The sequence below is a fragment of the Streptomyces sp. JNUCC 63 genome, assembly GCF_054366325.1.
Map to the genome: position 1 here is coordinate 1,569,425 of NZ_CM135963.1, position 17,476 is coordinate 1,586,900.

Here is a 17,476-nt window from a genome sequence, read left to right on the forward strand (position 1 = left end):
GATCAGGTCTTCCTTTCCGGAAGCCGGCGGGCACCGGCTCAGCGTGGTCTGGTCAGCAGCCGGCCCTTCGGTTCGGTGAACTCGCCGTCCGCCACGATGCGTTCGCCGCGCAGCCAGGTGGACTTCACCACGCCGTGCAGGGTGCGGCCCGCGTACGCGGTGACGCGGTTGCGGTGCTGGAGGGCGGCCGGGTCCACGGTGAAGGTCTCCTCGGGCGCGAGCACGGCGAAGTCGGCGTCGCGGCCGGGCTCGATGGCGCCCTTGCGGTCCAGGCCGACGAGGGCGGCGGTGCGCGCGGACATCCAGCGGACGACGTCCTGAAGGCCGTGACCGCGCTCGCGGGCCGCGGTCCACACGGCCGGCAGGCTCAGTTGCAGGCCCGAGATGCCGCCCCAGGCGGTGGCGAAGTCGTTCGTCTTCAGGTCGGCGGTGCAGGGCGAGTGGTCGGTGACCACGCAGTCGATGGTGCCGTCGGCCAGCGCCTGCCAGAGCAGGTCCTGGTTGGCGGCCTCGCGGATCGGCGGACAGCACTTGAACGCGCAGGCGCCGTCGGGGACTTCCTCGGCGGCCAGGGTCAGGTAGTGCGGGCAGGTCTCCACCGTGATCCGCGCGCCTTCGGCCCGGGCCTCCGCGATCAGGGGCAGCGCGTCGCCGGAGGACAGGTGGAGCACGTGCACACGCGCGTGGAGGCGTTTCGCCTGCGCGATCAGGGCGGCGATGGCGCTGTCCTCGGCGTGGTGCGGGCGGGAGGCGAGGAAGTCGGCGTATCTGGGGCCACCGCGCTGCGGGGCGGCGGAGAGGTGGTGCGGGTCCTCGGCGTGCACGACGAGCAGGCCGCCGAAGCCGGATATCTCCGCGAGGCACCGGGCGAGCCCGTCCTGGGTGTGGTGCGGGAACTCGTCCACGCCCGAGGGCGACAGAAACGCCTTGAAGCCGAAGACTCCGGCCTCGTGCAGCGGGCGCAGGTCCTTGACGTTGCCGGGCAGGGCGCCGCCCCAGAAGCCGACGTCGACGTGGGTTTTGTCCCGGGCCACGTCCTGCTTGATGCGGAGGTGATCGACCGTGGTGGTGGGCGGGAGGGAGTTGAGCGGCATGTCGACGAGGGTGGTGATGCCGCCGGCCGCCGCCGCGCGCGTGGCGGTCCAGAAGCCCTCCCACTCGGTGCGGCCGGGGTCGTTGACGTGCACGTGGGTGTCGACCAGGCCGGGCAGCAGGACGTCGTCGCCGAGGTCCTCCGGGCGGGTGCCGGCGGGGAGCTCGGCGTCGTAGGGCAGTACGGCCGTGATCGTGCCGCCGGCGACCGCGACGGACGCGGGGCGCGTCCCCTCGGGCGTGACGACGCGCGTCGAGCGCAGCACCAGTTCAGCGTCGGGCACCCGGACCCCTCTCCGGTTTCAACGTTCTGTTGAATGAGTTTTGACCCCCGCCCCCACCCCGTCAAGAGGGACGCCGCCACATGGCAGCACAGACCCCACACCCTGGATACTTCCGCCAAACGGAATTAATATTCCATCGGACAGGACGGGGTTCCGCACCAGCGGGGAGGTCAACCCGGTCCCTGGGTAGGCTTTGGCACTTCCCGCCAGTCCCGAAAGGAACGCGCCGTGCCGACGTCCAGCGCCAGCACCACCGGCTCCGCCAAGTCCACCGCCAACGGCGGGGTCCAGTCCCTCGAGCGCGCGTTCGACCTGCTCGAGCGGATGGCGGACGCGGGCGGCGAGGTCGGCCTGAGCGAGCTCTCCGCGGCCGGCGGGCTGCCGCTGCCCACCATCCATCGCCTGATGCGCACGCTCGTGGCCTGCGGATACGTCCGCCAGCAGCCCAACCGCCGCTATGCGCTCGGCCCCCGGCTGATCCGCCTGGGCGAGTCCGCCTCCCAGCTGCTGGGCACCTGGGCCCGCCCCTGCCTGGCCCGCCTGGTGGAGGAGACCGGCGAGACGGCGAACATGGCGCTGCTCGACGGCGACGAGGTCGTTTACGTGGCGCAGGTGCCGTCCAAGCACTCGATGCGGATGTTCACCGAGGTCGGCCGGCGCGTCCTGCCGCACTCCACGGCCGTGGGCAAGGCGCTCCTCGCCCCCGTCCCCGACGACGAGGTACGCGCCCTGCTCGCCCGCACGGGCATGCCCGCCGCCACGGAGAAGACGATCACCACTCCGGAGGACTTCCTGGCGGCCCTGGAGGACGTGCGCCGGCTCGGTTACGCCATGGACGACAACGAGCAGGAGATAGGCGTCCGCTGCCTCGCGGTCACCGTCCCCGGCTCCCCCACCGCCGCCGCCATCTCCATCTCCGGCCCCGCGGGCCGTGTGACGGAAGCGGCGACGGAGCGTATCGTCCCGGTCCTCCAGCAGGTGGCGAGGGAACTGTCCCAGGCCCTGACGAACCCGTCCCCGGCCACCTGACCGCCCCCTCGGCGCCCTGACGGCCGCCGCCTCCGGGGCGGCCTCAGCCGATCACGCCGTCCTCCGGCCGGGCCGACCGCCCGGGAACGGGCCTGGACCCGGGCCGCGCGTGACGATCCGGCTGCTGCCGGCGGACGACCGTCCCATGGTCCGCGCGGGTCTGAGGGCCGTGCTGTCCGCACTGTCCGCCGAGCCGACTTCGAGATCGTCGCGGAGACGCCGACGGCCGGACGGGCCGTGGAGCCGGCCGCCGCGGGCGGCATCGACGTGGTGCCGATGGATCCGCGGTTCGGCGGTGACGGCGCGCACGGCGCGGAGGCGACGGCCACCGGACAAGGGCTCGTCCGACGCCCGGGGCCGTGAACCGAGGCCGGCGGTCCTCAGCAGCGGCGCGGCGGCTCCCCGAACAGGTCCACCGCGGCCCGCACCTCCGACAGCCCGCCCTTCAGGGCGCTGACCGAACCGATCGATCCGGCGATCAGCAGCAGGGAGCGGCGCAGGCGCGGGATCTCGGGACTGCCGTGGGTGGCCGTCGCGGCGAGGGCGGCGAGTTCGTCCTCGGCTATCACCCGATCGGGGAACTCCGCGGGGTGCGCGGCGAGTTCGCGACGCAATCGGGACACGGCGGTACGCAGCTCCGCCACCCTCGGGTCCTCGCCACTGCCGGTCACCGGCCTCTGCCCCAAGCTCCGCAACACAGCCCGCCCTCCCCCTGTCACTTCCTGTGCACAGTCCCGGACGGGTCAGTAAACGCCACCCGGGGCGGGGCGCGCCACCATGAGGACCGAAATTCAGTCCCCTGAACACCGTGCGGCCGACGGCCCGTCAGGTATGCAGGAGCCATGACACGCACAGAAGACGAGGTGGCCGGGCTGGTGCTGGCCGCCGGCGGCGGGCGGCGGCTCGGGGGACGCCCCAAGGCGCTGCTCGAGCACCGGGGCCGGCCGCTGGTGGAGCACGCGGTCGGGGTCCTGCGGGCGGCCGGATGCGAGCGCGTCCACGTGGTCCTGGGAGCGCGGGCCGGTGACGTACGGGAGCGGGCGCGGCTGGAGGACTGTGTGCTCGTGGACAACCCGGAGTGGGAGCGGGGTATGGGTTCCTCGCTGCGGGCCGGGCTGGACTCGCTGGCCGGTACGGAGGCCCGGGCGGCCCTGGTCCTGCTGGTCGACCAGCCCGACGTGAGCGCCGAGGCGGTGGCCCGGGTGCGTGCGGCGTACCGGGACGAGACGTCGCTGGTCTCGGCGGCGTACGAGGGGTCGCGCGGCCACCCCGTCCTGCTCGGCGCGGCCCACTGGACGGGCATCACGGCGAGTGCGACCGGCGACCGGGGGGCACGCGCCTATCTGAGGGCGCACGAGGAGTCGATCACCCTCGTCGAGTGCGGCGACGTGGCACAGCCGTACGACATCGACACCGAGGCCGACCTGGGACACCTTGACTGAGAGGAAACAGTGAGAGGAAACGTGGAAGCAGCTCCCTCCGAAGGAAGTGACCGCTCATGTCCGCACCAGCACCGTCCCCCCTGGCCGTCGTCGACGCCGAGTCCCTGCCCCGGCAGGAGGAGGTCCTCACCGAGGCGGCGCTCGCCTTCGTGGCCGAGCTGCACCGGCGGTTCACGCCGCGCCGCGACGAACTCCTCGCCCGCCGCGCACAGCGCCGCGCCGAGATCGCCCGCACCTCCACCCTTGACTTCCTCCCCGAGACGGCCGCGATCCGCGCGGACGACTCCTGGAAGGTCGCCCCGGCCCCCGCGGCCCTGAACGACCGCCGGGTCGAGATCACCGGTCCCACCGACCGCAAGATGACGATCAACGCGCTCAACTCGGGTGCGAGGGTCTGGCTCGCCGACTTCGAGGACGCCTCCTCCCCCACCTGGGAGAACGTCGTCCTCGGCCAGCTCAACCTGATCGACGCCTACACCAGGAACATCGACTTCACGGACGCCGCGTCCGGCAAGACCTACGCCCTGCACCCGGACGAGGAACTCGCCACGGTCGTCACGCGCCCGCGCGGCTGGCACCTGAACGAGCGCCACCTCGTCGACACGAACGGCACCCGAGTGCCCGGCGCCTTCGTCGACTTCGGCCTGTACTTCTTCCACAACGCCCGGCGCCTGCTCGACCTCGGCAAGGGCCCGTACTTCTACCTGCCGAAGACGGAGTCCCATCTGGAGGCGCGCCTGTGGAACGACGTGTTCGTCTTCGCGCAGGACTACGTCGGCATCCCGCAGAGCACGATCCGCGCCACCGTCCTGATCGAGACGATCACGGCCGCGTACGAGATGGAGGAGATCCTCTACGAACTGCGCGACCACGCCTCGGGGTTGAACGCCGGACGCTGGGACTACCTGTTCTCCCTCATCAAGAACTTCCGTGACTGCGGGGCGAGGTTCGTCCTGCCGGACCGCAACGCGGTCACGATGACGGCCCCGTTCATGCGCGCCTACACCGAACTCCTGGTACGCACCTGCCACAGGCGCGGCGCGCACGCGATCGGCGGCATGGCGGCCTTCATCCCCTCCCGCCGGGACCCCGAGGTCAACAAGGTGGCCTTCGAGAAGGTCCGCGCCGACAAGGACCGCGAGGCCGGCGACGGCTTCGACGGCTCCTGGGTCGCCCACCCCGACCTGGTGCCGATCTGCCAGGAGTCCTTCGACAAGGTCCTCGGCGACAAGCCCCACCAGAAGGACCGGCTGCGCGAGGACGTCCACGTCGAGGCTGCCGACCTGATCGCCGTCGACTCCCTCGACGCCCGGCCGACGTACGCGGGACTGGTCAACGCCGTCCAGGTCGGCACCCGTTACATCGAGGCCTGGCTGCGCGGCCTGGGCGCGGTCGCGATCTTCAACCTCATGGAGGACGCGGCGACCGCCGAGATCTCCCGCTCGCAGATCTGGCAGTGGGTCGACGCGGGCGTGGAGTTCGAGAACGGCGAGAAGGCCACCCCGGAGCTGGTCCGCAAGGTCGCGGCCGAGGACCTGGAGAACATCCGGGGGGAGATCGGCGACGAGGCCTTCGCCGCCGGCCACTGGCAGCAGGCCCACGACCTGCTGCTGAGGGTCTCCCTCGACGAGGACTACGCCGACTTCCTGACCCTGCCGGCGTACGAGCAGCTGGAAGGCTGAACCTCGTCCCAGGGCTGACCCTCACCCCAGGTGGGCCGACCAGTCCTGCTCGGCAGCCGGTTTGCCGTGCAGGTCCGGGACCCGCTTGAGCCAGTCGGGCCGGCCCTCCTGGGTCCTGGCCGCCCGCCGGGCCTCCTCGGCCGCCAGCTCCTGGCGGCTGGGGAAGTCGGTGGGCAGCCAGGCCGGGGACGCCTGGACACGGGCGGCGAGATAGTCGACGTAGGCGCTGCGGGCGTCCTCGGGGGTCGCAAAGCCCGGCTCCTCGGTGAGCCAGTCGTCCGGCACCTCGGCGAGGACGGTCCGCAGCAGCTCCCGGGTCACCTCGGGCGCCAGTTCGGCGTCGGCGGCGCGGACGTCCGGGGCGCAGGAACCGAGGGCGTGGTGGCGGAAGTCGTAGGACTTGCCCGGGTCCGAGGCGTCCCACCGGTGGTGGAAGACCAGCGCGGCGCCGTGGTCGATCAGCCACAGGCGCGGGGGCGCGGTGCCGAACGTCGGCCAGATCATCAGGTTGGAACTGTGGACGGTGCGGTCGACGTTCACCGTCAGCGCGTCCAGCCAGACGATCCGCCCGGCCTCCAGCGGGTCCACCGGGAAGGTCTTCGCCACCTCCGGGGTGAAGTCCTTCGCACCCGGCAGATAATCCATGCCGAGGTTGACGCCCGGGCTGGCGTCGAGCAGGTCGCGCACCTCCTGGTGCGGTTCGTGCGCGGCGAGCCCGGGGTCGAAGTGCACGAGGACCAGCTCGGGAAACCGCAGCCCGAGCGCCCGCGCCAGCTCCCCCACGATCACCTCGGCGACCAGCGCCTTGCGGCCCTGCGCGGAGCCGGTGAACTTCACGACGTAGGTGCCCAGGTCATCGGCCTCGACGACTCCGGGCACGGAGCCGCCGGAGCGCAGGGGCTCGATGTAACGGGTTGCGGTGACCTCCCTCAGCATTTCCCCAGGCTATACGGGGAAAATCCAGGGAGTACGGCGACGGCCCCACGTCCACCGAGCGGCGGGCGTGGGGCCGTCGCAACGCTTCCAGGCCCTGTACGTGGGTCAGGTGCCCGGATCACCACGCTTCACGGCGGTCACGAACGAGGCCCAGCCATCAGCCGCGAACGTGAGCACAGGGCCGTGTTCCGCCTTGCTGTCGCGCACAGGAACGACGGTGGGCAAGTCGTCGGAGACCTCCACGCACGCGCCACCATCCGAACCCAGCGTCTCCCCCTTCTCCGTCTTCCCGAACAGCGACCAGTCCCACCCCAGCCGCTCCCCGAGCTGCCGCAGGCTCTCGCCCTTGGCTGCGCGCAGTTGCCGTAACTCCTCGGCGAACCACCGGCGCGGCTCCTGGCTTCGGCCTGTGACGAGGCGTCGCTGCGGCGAGGTGACTCCCCTCCGGCGCCTCCTGGTCGTCGTTTACTGCCCAGGAAGCCCTTCGTGCCCGTACTCGCACACGCACACTGCCCGCGCTCCCACCGCGATCTCCGTGGAAGTTGTGGCACGTGCGCCCGTGGGCGGGGAACGGCACCGCGTCGACGGCGCGTCCCGGCCCACCCCGGCGGCATTCTCGTAATGCACCGACTACACACGGTAATTCACCGGACGTCAGCGCGGTGTCCGAATCACGAATCCGATCCCCCGCCCGGCCGGAAAGACACCCCATGCCGCACCAGGACCCGCTCCCCAAGCGCCCCAAGCTCCAAGAAGCCCTCACTGTCCGTGACGCCCTCGCCGCCGCCCTCACCAGCGTCGGTATCCAGCTCCCCGCGATGGACGTCCGCACCCCCTGGGGCGACTTCGCCCCCGACTGCGGAGAGCAGCCCGCGCAGGACGACATCGGCGTCCCCGCCAGCGCCCGGCACGCCCTCGTCCACCTCGGCGTCTGCTCGGCCCCCGTCGCCCTGGCCCTCGCCGCCGTCATCGCGAAGGGCGCCGCCCGATGACCTCCCCCGGGCCAGGGCCCACCGGTCCCCGTCCCGCTCCCCCGCCCGGCACGGCCGTTCGCGACACCGCCCGTGATCGCGTCGGCATCGTCATGGGCCACGAGGGTCCGTACCTCCAGCTCCGCCTCCTCTCCGGCGGCAGGGAATGGAACGCCGACCCGGCGGACGTCCGCCCTGTCAGCCCGGCGGAACTGCTTCGTGCCCAGGTGAGGGAGGCGAACGCCCGGAGTCGGCGAGTTCTGCGCGAACGGGAGGTGTAACAACATGTACTACATGGAAGCCACCGCTCGCGAGTTCAACCACAACTCCTCACAGATCCTCGCCGCCGCCGAGCGCGGCGAGACCGTGACCGTCACCAAGAACGGCCGCCCCGTCGCCCGCCTGATTCCGTACGATTCCGACGAGGTGCCACCCTATCCGCCCGGACCCATCGGTGACATCGAGCTCCCGCAGATCGATCTGGGAGGCGAGCTGACCAACGACGACATCGAGGACATCCTCAAGGGAATGGGCTCTTGAATCACATCGTCATCGCCGACACCAACGCGCTCCTCCGGCTGCTCGACCCACGCCAGTCCGGGCACAAGAAGCACGCCCAGGCGTTGTCCCGCATCGAGCACCTGGTCATCTCTCCCCTCGTTCTCGCCGAACTGGACCGCCTGATCTCCAGCCGGAGCGGAGCGAAGGCATCCCTGGTCGCACTGCGTTTCATCGGAACACAGACCGCGCTGCGCAAGTTCTCCGTCCCCGACGTCGCCCCGCACCTGCCGACGGCTCTCGCGGTCGCCGAGGGCTATCAGGACGCCGGCGGAGGCAAGGGGGTCGGCCTTGCGGACGCCATGAACGTCGCGCTCGCCGCCGCATACCAGACCGATGCCCTGTTCACCACGGACCGGCGCTTCCGCATACTGCGCCCGCTGACCGGCCACAAGGCGTTCCGCCTGCTGCCCGACGATCTGTGAGAAGCCGCTGCCGTGCGCTCCGCGGCGGCATGGAGATCTGACACCAGCGCCACCACACCCCGGGTCCTCCGCCGGCGCCGTGTGTCAGCGGGATGACAGCGGGATGTCAGCGAAAGACGTGCCGAACGGTGAGCGGGGGCCGTTGGAATGGTGCCGTACCCACACGGCGGAGGCCGCCGGCACGGCGGTCCGCCCCGACTCACCGGGAGGCACCATGAACAAGGACCTGAGCACCCTCGCGGACGAGATCCTCGAGCTCGAGGCCGAGACCTTCGAGATCTCCGACTACTCGGACGCCAGCGAGGTCGTGCTGGCCGGCTGCACCAGCACCAGCTCCACCTCGACCTCCAGCTCCACCTGCAGCACCACCTCCTGCTCCGCCTGACCCGACGTCCGGTGCAGCAGCGCCCGGTTGACGCCCTCTCCGTCAGGAGGCGGGCGCGAACCGGGCGTTTGCCGCGTCCTGTCCCCGGGTCGGCCGGGACGGGAGCGAATGCCGTGACAACGTTTGGAAAACGCCCCACAGCAAACGCACCCGCTTCCCGGGCGCGTCCGTTCGACGCGGGACGCCGACAGGGTCGCCACCAGTAACTACGGTGCTACCAAAGGTAATTGACGATACGTCAGTGGCTGAAATTCGCCCCTTGGGTATTTCATGACCTCCTCTTGACCCGCGATCTACGCCAGTAGACACTCACCACTGCACAAGACCAAATGACTTCGTGCAGAGGACTTCACACGTGCTCCGTCCCACCCGCGTCACCGGGAAGGGCCGGGGTCCTGTGTGAGCCACCGCTCCCGGCAGGAGCAGCCACGGCGGCGGGACACCGCTTCCCGGAGGGTGCCGTGGTGCGCCGGTCAGGCAGGTGTTCGACGGTCAACGGGGGAACACGGTGCGTTTTCAGTTGCTCGGCCCGCTCAGCATCACCGACGGGCATGACGTGGTCGTCCTTCCGCCGGCCAAACCGACGTCGCTGCTGGCGGCGCTGTTGGTCCGCCCCGGCGAGGTGGTCTCGACGGATCGTCTCCGGCAGGCCGTCTGGGGGGAGAGGCAGCCGGCGACGGCGAAGGCGGCCCTGCAGAGTTGCGTCCTGCGGTTGCGCCGTCTCTTCGCGAAGTACGACATAGAGGAGCAGGCGGTGGTCGCGGTCGCCGGTGGCTACCGCCTCCCGGCCGACGACGACACCCTGGACCTGCTGCACTTCCGCCACCTGGTGTCCCGGGCGGCCGGGGCCGGGGAGTCCGAACTCCCCTTGCTGCGCACCGCACTCGACCTGTGGCGGGGACCGCTTCTGGCCAACGTCCCCTCCGAACTCCTGCACCGCGACGAGGTGCCCCGGCTGGTCGAGGAGCGCCTGCGCGTCCTGGAACGTGTCTGCGAGATCCAGCTGACCCGGGGACGATGTCGCGAGGTCCTGGTGGACCTCTGGGAGGCCACCCGGACCCATCCCCAGCACGAAGGACTCGCCGCCCAGTTGATGCGGGCGCTCTACCGGGCGGGGCGGCAGATCGAGGCGCTGGCCGAATACCGAAGGATCAAGGCGCACCTTCGGGACGAACTCGGCGTCGACCCGGGCGCGGAGCTGCAGAGCCTGGAACTGGCCATCCTGCGCGGCGACGAACCCCGTGGCCCGGCCTCCGAGGCCACGTCGCTCACCTTGACGCCGCACACGGCACCCGCGGCGGGCGACGCCACGGCCGACGACCCCACGGCGCGGCACGGGCGCACCACCGCGGCCGGATCCGTCCCGCCCGGCGGCGGTCTCCCGCCCCCGGGTCCGGCCCACCCGCCGGGGCCCCGGCTGCCCCACGTCCCCGGCTTCACCGGACGCACCCGCGAGACCGCCGACCTGGTGAGCCACCTGAGAGGCGGCGGTTGGAGGGACGGGCGGGCGGATGCCGCCCCGGTGATCGCGGTGATCTCCGGAGGCCCCGGCATGGGCAAGACCGCGCTGGCCCTGCACGCCGCGCGGCTGGTGGCGGACCGGTACCCCGCGGGAGGCGTGCTGCTGCCGCTGACCAGGACCGACGGTACGCCACGCCACGTCGACGAGGCGGCCGCCGAACTGCGCTCCGCGTTCCCCTCCGGCGCTTCCCCCGGATCGGGCCTGGTGATACTCGACGACGTCGTGCACCCCGACCAGGTGCGCGGACTGCTCGACGTGACCGGCTGCGGCGCCGTCGTCGTCACCAGCCGTATGGGACTGGCAGCCCTGGTCGCCACGCACGGCCCGGCGGTGCTGCAGCTGGGCGCCCTGTCGCCGCAGGAGTCCCACGCGCTCCTCACCACCGTCCTGGGCCATGAGCGGGTGGCGGCCGAGGCCACGGCCGCACGAACCCTCACGGACACGTGCGGGCATGTCCCGCTGGCCCTGCGGATCGTCGCGGCCCGGCTGCTGACCCGGCCGAAGCTGCGCCTGGCGGACTACGCCGCGTGGCTGCGGCGGGACCTGCCCGCCCGGCTGGCGCTGCCCGACGACCCCCGGATGTCCGTGCCCCTGGCCCTCGACGGGGCCCTGGACCGGCTGCCCGCCCCACTGGCCGACGCGCACCTGTGCCTGGCGCGACTGAACGGGCGGATCACCGCGCCGGACGCGGCCGCCGCGCTCCACGTCCCCGAGACACACGCCGAGGAGTTGCTCGAGCGGCTCCTCGACACCGGGCTCCTCGACGAGGAGCAGCCGGGGACCCTCCGTATGAACGCCCTGTTCCGCGCCCACGCGCTGCACAGGACCGCCCGGAGTGGCGGCATCCCGCCGCAGGCGGTCGTCGCCACGGCCCGGCACGCGCTTCCGTCCGGAGCCGGCTGACGGCCCCGGAGCCGGCCGACGGCCCCGGAGCCGCCGCGCGGAACACGGCCCGGCCCGGCCGACCCGCGCCCCCAACACCCCACCATTCCACACCTGTTCAGACCAGAGCGGCCGACAGGCCCCGATCCGGAGGTGCGATCCCCCCATGCCCACGACGCCGTACGAGGAGACCGCGGACACCCGCCCCAGGGTGCGCCGCGACGTGCTGTTCACCGAGACGCCGGGCGGCGTGATCTTCCACAACGCCGACGGCGGTTTCCAGCTCAGCTCTCCGTCCGCCTACCGGTTCGCCACCCTCATCGTCCCGCACCTGGACGGGAGCCGGACCGTGGCGGAGATCTGCGCGGGCTTCAAGGACCCGCAGAAGGCGATGGTGGGCGGCCTGGTCAAGGCGCTCTACGCGCGCGGATTCGCCCGGCCCGTGCCGGACCCCACCGGGGAGAGACCGGACGCGTCCGTGGAACCGGCGGTCGCCGCCCGCTTCGGGCAGCAGATCGCGTACATCGACCACTACGCCGACGACGCCGAGAGCAGGTTCGCCGCGTTCCGCGGCACCCGCGTCGCCGTGCTCGGTGACGGCCCGGTCGCCCGCTGGTGCGCGCTCTCCTTGATCCGCAACGGCTGCGCCTCCGTCGGCGTGGAGGCCGCTCTGGCCGAAAATCCCACCACCGCCGCGGAGTTCGGCGCGCTCCGGGCCGAGGCGGCGGAGCTCACCGCGCAGGGGAGCCCGGCCGAGGTGGCGGTGCTGCCCGGCACCGGGTCCGGCGCGGCGGGCGACTGGAACGCGTACGAGGGGTACGACGTGGTGGTCGCCGCCTGTGGCCGCGACGCCTTCCGGACCGCGATCGCCCTGCTCGGCCAGGGCGTTCCGGACGGCCGCCTCCTGCTCCCCGCCTGGACCTTCGGCAACCGGGCGGTGGTCGGACCGGTCGGTGCCCCGGACTCCGACGGCTGCCTGGCCTGCGCGGCGCTGCGGCTCGGCGCGACGGGGGACGCGGCGGTCGCGGCCGACCTCTGGAGCGGCCTGGCCCTGGGGGACGCCCCCGGACCCGTGCCACGCGGCCCGCTCGCCGCGATGCTCGGCAACCTGCTCGGCTACGAGGTGTTCCGGCTGGTCACCAAGGCGCTGCCGGCCGAGACCCGGGGGCAGGTGCTGCTGCAGGACATGGCCTCCTTCGACGTCCTGGCGGAGCGGCTGCTGCCCCATCCGCGCTGCCCGTTCTGCCGGACCCGGCCCGGCTCTCCCGAGCCCGTCGACCTGACCGCGGCCCCCGAGCGGCCCGCCTTCCAGCCGGTCGTCGCCGCCGCCCCGGACGACAGCGCGACCGAGGGGCCGCTCGCCGAGCTCGACCGCCGCTCGCTCGCCGTCCGGCCGTCCGTCGGGGTCTTCACCCGATACGCGGACGAACCGGTCACCCAGACCCCGCTGAAGGTCGGCGCCGTGGAGATCGGTCTGGGCGCGGCCGGGACCCGGACCGTCGCCGCGTTCGACGTCCATCACACCGCGGGCGCCCGCCTGCGGGCCCTCGCCGCCGCCGCCGAGGTCTACGCCGAGCACGTGGTGCCCGCCGTCCCCGCCCCGCACGGCACTTCCCGCGCGGACCACCCGGACGCGCTGCCGAAGGTGGCCCCGGACGCGCTGACCACGGCCACCGGCGCCGGGGGCGATCCGGTCGCCTCCTGGGCCCTGGCCACGTCGCTGCTGACCAAGGAACAGACACTGGTGCCGGCCGGCGCCGTGCGGCCCTTCGGGCCGGACAACCAGGACCGCCGGTTCGAGCCGTCCCGCGCCGGGGCCGGCGCGGGCGACGGCCTGCCGGAGGCCGCGGCGGCCGGCCTGCTGTCCGCGCTCGCCCACGACGCGCTGCGGCGATCCGTGCGAGGGGCCGGGCGGACCGCGGTGATCTCCCCGGCCGCGTTCGCCGACGACCCCGAGGCGACCTTCCTGCTGCGTTCCGCCGGGCATCTGGAGCTGGACGTCGAACTCCTCGACCTCGGGGAGGCGGACCGCACCGGGGTGTCCGTCGTGCTGGCCAGGACCCGGCCGGCGGAGCCGGACGAGCCGGTCCGCTGGGCCACCGGCGCCGCCCTGGACCGGGCGGCCGCGGCCACCGACGCGCTGCGCGACCTGCTCGGCACGGTCCAGCTCGCCGCGGAGGGCGTGCTGGGCGCGCCCGACACCGGCGACCCGCTGCTGGCCGACCTCGACGCGGCCCTGATACCGGTCACGGCCGAGGACGGCACCACCGGCGGGTCCCCGGTGACCTGGACGGACGTCCTGGAGCGCCTGGCCGCCGCCGGGCGTGACGCCCTCGTCGTGCCCACGCACGCGGCCGACCTGCCCGCCGCCGGCATCCACACCGTCCGGGTCCTGCTCACCAAGGCGGCCGGCGATGACCGTTGACCTCGTCGAGGCCACCGCCGGCGGGGCCGAGGAGCCGCGGCGCGAGGCGTGCCGCCTCTTCGCGGAGGAACTGGGCCACGCCCTGACGGAACTGCCGTCCGAGCCGGGCCGCGAGGTTCCCGGCATCACGGTCTCCGCCCTCGGTGTGCGGGACGCCTTCACCACCCCCGGCCGCGCCGACGGCGCCTCGCGCTCCACGCTCCCCGTGCACCTGTACGGCCGGCATGTGATGGTCGGCCCCTGGCCCGCGGAGGGGCGGGCCGGCTGCGGCGACTGTCTGCGGCGCCGCTGGCAGGGGGTGCGCTCGGTCGGCCTGCGGGAGGGCATCGAACTGCGCGGCGGCACCCGGGAGGCGGGGCCCTGGCCCTACCGGGTGCCGTTCGCCGCGCAGGCCGTCGCCGCACTGATCGCCCGGCTCGGCACCGCGCTCCCGGACGACCGGCGGCCGTTCCCCGATGTATGGCTGGTGGACCTGGAGCAGCTGACGATCCGTCACCATCCCCTGGTGCCCGAGCCGGACTGCCCCGGCTGCGGCACACCGGAGCCGGTGACCGCCGAGTCGGCCGCCCTCGTCCTGCGGCCCGCGCCCAAGTACCGGCCGGGCGTCAGCAGGGTCCGGCCGGTGGACGCGTACGGCCTCCGGGTGGACGCGTTCGCCAACCCCCACTGGGGCGCCGTCGGCCCGTCGGTGGTGTGCGACGTCACCTCGCCGACCACCTCGGCCACCGTGGGCTGCTTCTCCAGCCGTTCCGGCGACTATCTGCGGGAGACGTTCTGGGGCGGTCACGCAGACACGTATCACGCCAGCACCCGGATCGGTGTCCTGGAAGGCATGGAGCGCTTCGCCGGGATGCGCGCCCGGGGCCGCGCCCTCACCCTGACCGCTTCCCTGGACGACCTCGGGCCGGCCGCCGTCGACCCGCGCGAGACCGGCCTGTACACGGACGACTTCCACCGGGCCAACCCCTGGGTGCCGCCGTTCGCCCCGGACCGTCCGATCCCCTGGGTGTGGGGCTGGTCGCTGCGGGACGCGCGCCCCCGCCCCGTCCCGGAGGTCCTCGCCTTCTACCACAAGCCCGGGATCGAGCACCGGTTCGTCCAGGAGAGCTCCAACGGCTGCGCCTCCGGGGGCAGCCTGGAGGAGGCCGTGCTCAGCGGCCTGATGGAGGTCCTGGAACGGGACGCCTTCCTGCTCGCCTGGCACGGGATGCAGCCGCTCCCCGAGATCGACCCGGCGACCAGTGCCGACCCGCGCACCCGGGTCATGGTGGAGCGGATGGCCATGTACGGGTACCGGGCCAGGTTCTTCGACACCCGGATCACCTTCCCGGTCCCCGTGGTCACCGCGGTCGCCGAGCGGTTCGACGGCGGCCCCGCCCGGATGTGCTTCGGTGCCGGAGCGGCCCTCGACCCCGAGGCCGCGCTCGCCGCGGCCCTGTGCGAGATCGCCACCGACTCGGTACAGCTCCTCCAGCGGTTCCGGCGCGACGAGGCCGGGTACCGCGCCATGGCCGAGGACTACGAGAAGATCACCAGCCTGCACGACCATCCGCTGGTCTACGCGGTGCCGGAGATGGGCCGCCACGCCGACTTCCTGCTCCGCCGGCCCTCGCCCCCCGAGCCGCTGAGCGTGGCCGACCTGCGCCGGCCCCGCGCCGACGGCTCCGGTCCGGACGTACGGGACGATCTGCTCGCGGCGGTGAACGCCGTGACGTCCGCCGGGTTCGACGTGGTCGTCGTCGACCAGACCACGCCAGAGCAGCGCGCTCTCGGTCTGCACACCGTGAAGGTGCTGGTGCCCGGCCTGCTCCCGCTCGACTTCGGCTGGACGCGGCAGCGCGCCCGGCACATGCCCCGCATGCGCACCGCGCTGCGCGAGGCGGGCCTGCGGCCGGACGACCTGGCCGAGGCCGACCTCAACCCCGGCCCGCATCCGTTTCCATGACGGCCCGTCAGCCCGCCCAGTCCGTCCCCGGCGCGGGTGCGCCGGAGAACCGAGGAAAGGGGCATCCCATGACTCCGCTCTCCCACCCGAAGGTGGGGAGCTTCCAACCCGGAGGCCGCGGTCCAGCCCGAACCGATCCCCTGCGGGACAAACGGAAAACACCACACGCCAGGGAAGCGATTCCCCCACCGGCTGAAGCCGGTGGTCCTCTCGCTAGGAGACTGATGGGGTACGCCCATGAGTACGCGCACGCCATCCTGCACCGCGGCCGCGTCCCGATGGAGCCCACCGACCATGTCGTGAACTGGGCCGACGGCCCGCGCAAGGGCAAGTACTACCCGAACGCCGAGGCGTTCGCCCTGCCCGGCACCGAGGACCTCGCCGACGTCCCCGTGGCGCCGGGCCTGCTGCCCGACGCCGCCAAGGGCCAGGACGCCGACGGCTCGCCCGGGTTCAGCCTCCCGCTGCTGTCGGCGATGCTCAGGGACTCCTACGGGCTGACCGGGCGCCGCCTCGGCATCCAGGCCAACACCGACCTGGCCGGGCTGCCGTTCTACACCCACGCGAACTGGTCGCGCGGCACCGCGGGCGGCGGCGGGCTCTACCCGGTGAGCATCCACTGGGCGTCCGGCCCCTCCGGCCCCCTCACCCCGGGGCTCCACTACTACGACATCCACCGGCACGCCCTGCAGCGACTGCTGGCCGGCGACGTCACGGACCGGGTCCGCGACGCGCTGGGCCAGGACGCGCCCGCCGAGGCCCTCGACACCGACCAGTACCTGATCCTCGGCGTCAAGTACTGGCAGAACTCCTTCAAGTACAACAGCTTCTCGTTCCACGTGGTCTCCACCGACCTCGGCACCCTGGTGCAGACCTGGCGGATCTGGGCCGCCGCCCGGGGCCTGCGGCTCGCCCCCGTGCTGTGGTTCGACGAACCCCGGCTGAACGAACTGCTCGGTGTGCCGGGCGAGGAGGAGGCCGTGTTCGCCGTCGTGCCGCTGCGCTGGGACGGGCCGGCACCCCGCCAGGACGCCACCGCCCGCCGGGACGCCGCCCGCCGGGACACCCCGCGCACGGACCCGCGCCACCGGCCCGCCGTCCGGCACCGGGACGTCGAACGTTCCCGCACCCTGCTGGACTTCACCGCGCTGCGCGACATGCACACGGCGACCCTGAACGGCGCCGCCGACCGGCCCGCCCCCGGCACGCTGGCCGCCGCCGCGGCCCTCCCCGACACCGATGCCGGCGGCGTCCGCGTGGCCCTGCCCGAGCCGGCCTTCCCGGACACCGGTGTCCGCAAGGCCCTGCGCGACCGCCGCTCCAGCTTCGGCAGGTTCGACGCCCGGCGCCGGGTCGCCGACGGGCACCTGTCGGCGGTCCTGGCGGCCTGCGCCGAGACCCGGCTGGCCGGCGACACCGATCCGTCCGGCGAGATCCGGCTCGCCAGGCTCTACGCCTTCGTCAACCACGTGGAGGGCGTGGAGCAGGGGGCGTACGCGTACGACCCCGACCGCGGCGACCTGCGTCCGGTCGCCCCCGGCCCGCAGGGTTCGTTCCTCCAGGAGAACTACTTCCTCGCCAACTACAACCTGGAGCAGGCCGGCGCGGTCCTGGTGCCCACCGTGCGGACCACCGCCGTCCTGGACGCCCTCGGCGACCGCGGCTACCGGCTCGCCGCCGGCACCGCCGGAGCCGTCGCACAGAGCTTCTACCTGGCGGCCTCCGCCCTGGGTCTGGGCGCCGGTGTGGCGCTGGGCTTCGACAACGTCTCGTTCGTCGAGCGGCTCGGGCTGGCGGACGGCGACGAGGCCCCGCTGCTCATCATGGCCCTCGGTCACGAACGGCCCGGGCCCGCCGACTTCCGCCACGAGATCGCCTGACGGCCGCAGAGGATTCCC

Annotated in this window: 15 protein-coding genes and 2 pseudogenes; 13 read left to right on the top strand and 4 right to left on the bottom strand. The window is 73.1% G+C overall.

Translation table 11 applies throughout. From position 1 onward, the window contains the following. Window positions 1-38: 38 nt before the first annotated feature. Window positions 39-1,376, bottom strand: coding sequence for an allantoinase AllB (gene allB, locus ACX25U_RS07075; protein WP_454389683.1), 1,338 nt, complete (start codon window positions 1,374-1,376; stop codon window positions 39-41). A 228-nt stretch (window positions 1,377-1,604) separates the two neighbouring features. Between allB and ACX25U_RS07080 the strand changes: the two genes are divergently transcribed. Together ACX25U_RS07080 and ACX25U_RS07085 are read left to right on the top strand one after the other, a co-directional pair. Beyond that, window positions 1,605-2,405 (top strand): IclR family transcriptional regulator, encoded by an 801-nt coding sequence (locus ACX25U_RS07080; protein ID WP_454389685.1) that lies wholly within the window; start codon window positions 1,605-1,607, stop codon window positions 2,403-2,405. Window positions 2,406-2,550: 145 nt separating this feature from the next. Further along, window positions 2,551-2,732, top strand: a pseudogene (locus ACX25U_RS07085) (helix-turn-helix domain-containing protein); the annotation flags it as partial. Between the two features lie 53 nt (window positions 2,733-2,785). Here ACX25U_RS07085 and ACX25U_RS07090 read toward each other — a convergent pair. Then, complete coding sequence (locus tag ACX25U_RS07090; protein ID WP_454389687.1) at window positions 2,786-3,103, bottom strand: DUF5955 family protein; 318 nt, start codon at window positions 3,101-3,103, stop codon at window positions 2,786-2,788. A 144-nt stretch (window positions 3,104-3,247) separates the two neighbouring features. Between ACX25U_RS07090 and ACX25U_RS07095 the strand changes: the two genes are divergently transcribed. Together ACX25U_RS07095 and aceB are read left to right on the top strand one after the other, a co-directional pair. Continuing rightward, window positions 3,248-3,847 carry a nucleotidyltransferase family protein gene (locus ACX25U_RS07095; protein ID WP_454389689.1) on the top strand — a complete coding sequence of 200 codons (600 nt, stop codon included), beginning with the start codon at window positions 3,248-3,250 and terminating at the stop codon, window positions 3,845-3,847. A gap of 56 nt (window positions 3,848-3,903) precedes the next feature. Next, window positions 3,904-5,529: a malate synthase A gene (gene aceB, locus ACX25U_RS07100; protein WP_454389691.1), complete on the top strand. Its 1,626-nt coding sequence runs from the start codon at window positions 3,904-3,906 to the stop codon at window positions 5,527-5,529. A gap of 21 nt (window positions 5,530-5,550) precedes the next feature. Here aceB and ACX25U_RS07105 read toward each other — a convergent pair whose 3' ends face one another. Beyond that, window positions 5,551-6,465, bottom strand: coding sequence for a HipA family kinase (locus ACX25U_RS07105; RefSeq protein WP_454389693.1), 915 nt, complete (start codon window positions 6,463-6,465; stop codon window positions 5,551-5,553). Window positions 6,466-6,579: 114 nt separating this feature from the next. After that, window positions 6,580-6,894: pseudogene (locus tag ACX25U_RS07110) on the bottom strand (DUF397 domain-containing protein); the annotation flags it as partial. Between the two features lie 281 nt (window positions 6,895-7,175). On the opposite strand from ACX25U_RS07110, the gene ACX25U_RS07115 reads away from it, so the two are divergent. From ACX25U_RS07115 to ACX25U_RS07155, 9 genes are all read left to right on the top strand, one after another. Next, window positions 7,176-7,457, top strand: coding sequence for a hypothetical protein (locus ACX25U_RS07115; RefSeq protein WP_454389695.1), 282 nt, complete (start codon window positions 7,176-7,178; stop codon window positions 7,455-7,457). Then, a complete protein-coding gene (locus ACX25U_RS07120; protein ID WP_454389697.1) occupies window positions 7,454-7,717 on the top strand; it encodes a hypothetical protein in 264 nt (87 codons plus the stop codon). The genes ACX25U_RS07115 and ACX25U_RS07120 overlap by 4 nt, the downstream gene beginning before the upstream one ends. A 13-nt stretch (window positions 7,718-7,730) precedes the next feature. Then, entirely contained in the window at window positions 7,731-7,976 is a 246-nt protein-coding gene (locus tag ACX25U_RS07125) for a type II toxin-antitoxin system Phd/YefM family antitoxin (RefSeq protein WP_454389699.1), read from the top strand. Then, window positions 7,973-8,419, top strand: coding sequence for a PIN domain-containing protein (locus tag ACX25U_RS07130; RefSeq protein ID WP_454389701.1), 447 nt, complete (start codon window positions 7,973-7,975; stop codon window positions 8,417-8,419). Before ACX25U_RS07125 ends, ACX25U_RS07130 begins: the two co-directional genes overlap by 4 nt. A 214-nt stretch (window positions 8,420-8,633) precedes the next feature. Next, complete coding sequence (locus ACX25U_RS07135) at window positions 8,634-8,804, top strand: thiazolylpeptide-type bacteriocin (protein WP_031128743.1); 171 nt, start codon at window positions 8,634-8,636, stop codon at window positions 8,802-8,804. A 508-nt stretch (window positions 8,805-9,312) separates the two neighbouring features. After that, the gene (locus ACX25U_RS07140; RefSeq protein WP_454389703.1) at window positions 9,313-11,229 is read left to right on the top strand and encodes a BTAD domain-containing putative transcriptional regulator; all 1,917 of its coding nucleotides are present in this window, start codon (window positions 9,313-9,315) and stop codon (window positions 11,227-11,229) included. 145 nt (window positions 11,230-11,374) lie between these two features. Beyond that, on the top strand, window positions 11,375-13,633 hold the full coding sequence (locus ACX25U_RS07145) for a TOMM precursor leader peptide-binding protein (RefSeq protein WP_454389705.1): 2,259 nt from the start codon (window positions 11,375-11,377) through the stop codon (window positions 13,631-13,633). Next, window positions 13,623-15,578, top strand: a complete 1,956-nt coding sequence (locus tag ACX25U_RS07150; RefSeq protein ID WP_454389707.1) for a TOMM precursor leader peptide-binding protein — start codon at window positions 13,623-13,625, stop codon at window positions 15,576-15,578. The genes ACX25U_RS07145 and ACX25U_RS07150 overlap by 11 nt, the downstream gene beginning before the upstream one ends. Window positions 15,579-15,802: 224 nt before the next feature. Continuing rightward, the gene (locus tag ACX25U_RS07155) at window positions 15,803-17,458 is read left to right on the top strand and encodes a nitroreductase family protein (RefSeq protein WP_454389709.1); all 1,656 of its coding nucleotides are present in this window, start codon (window positions 15,803-15,805) and stop codon (window positions 17,456-17,458) included. The last annotated feature ends 18 nt before the right edge of the window (window positions 17,459-17,476 follow it).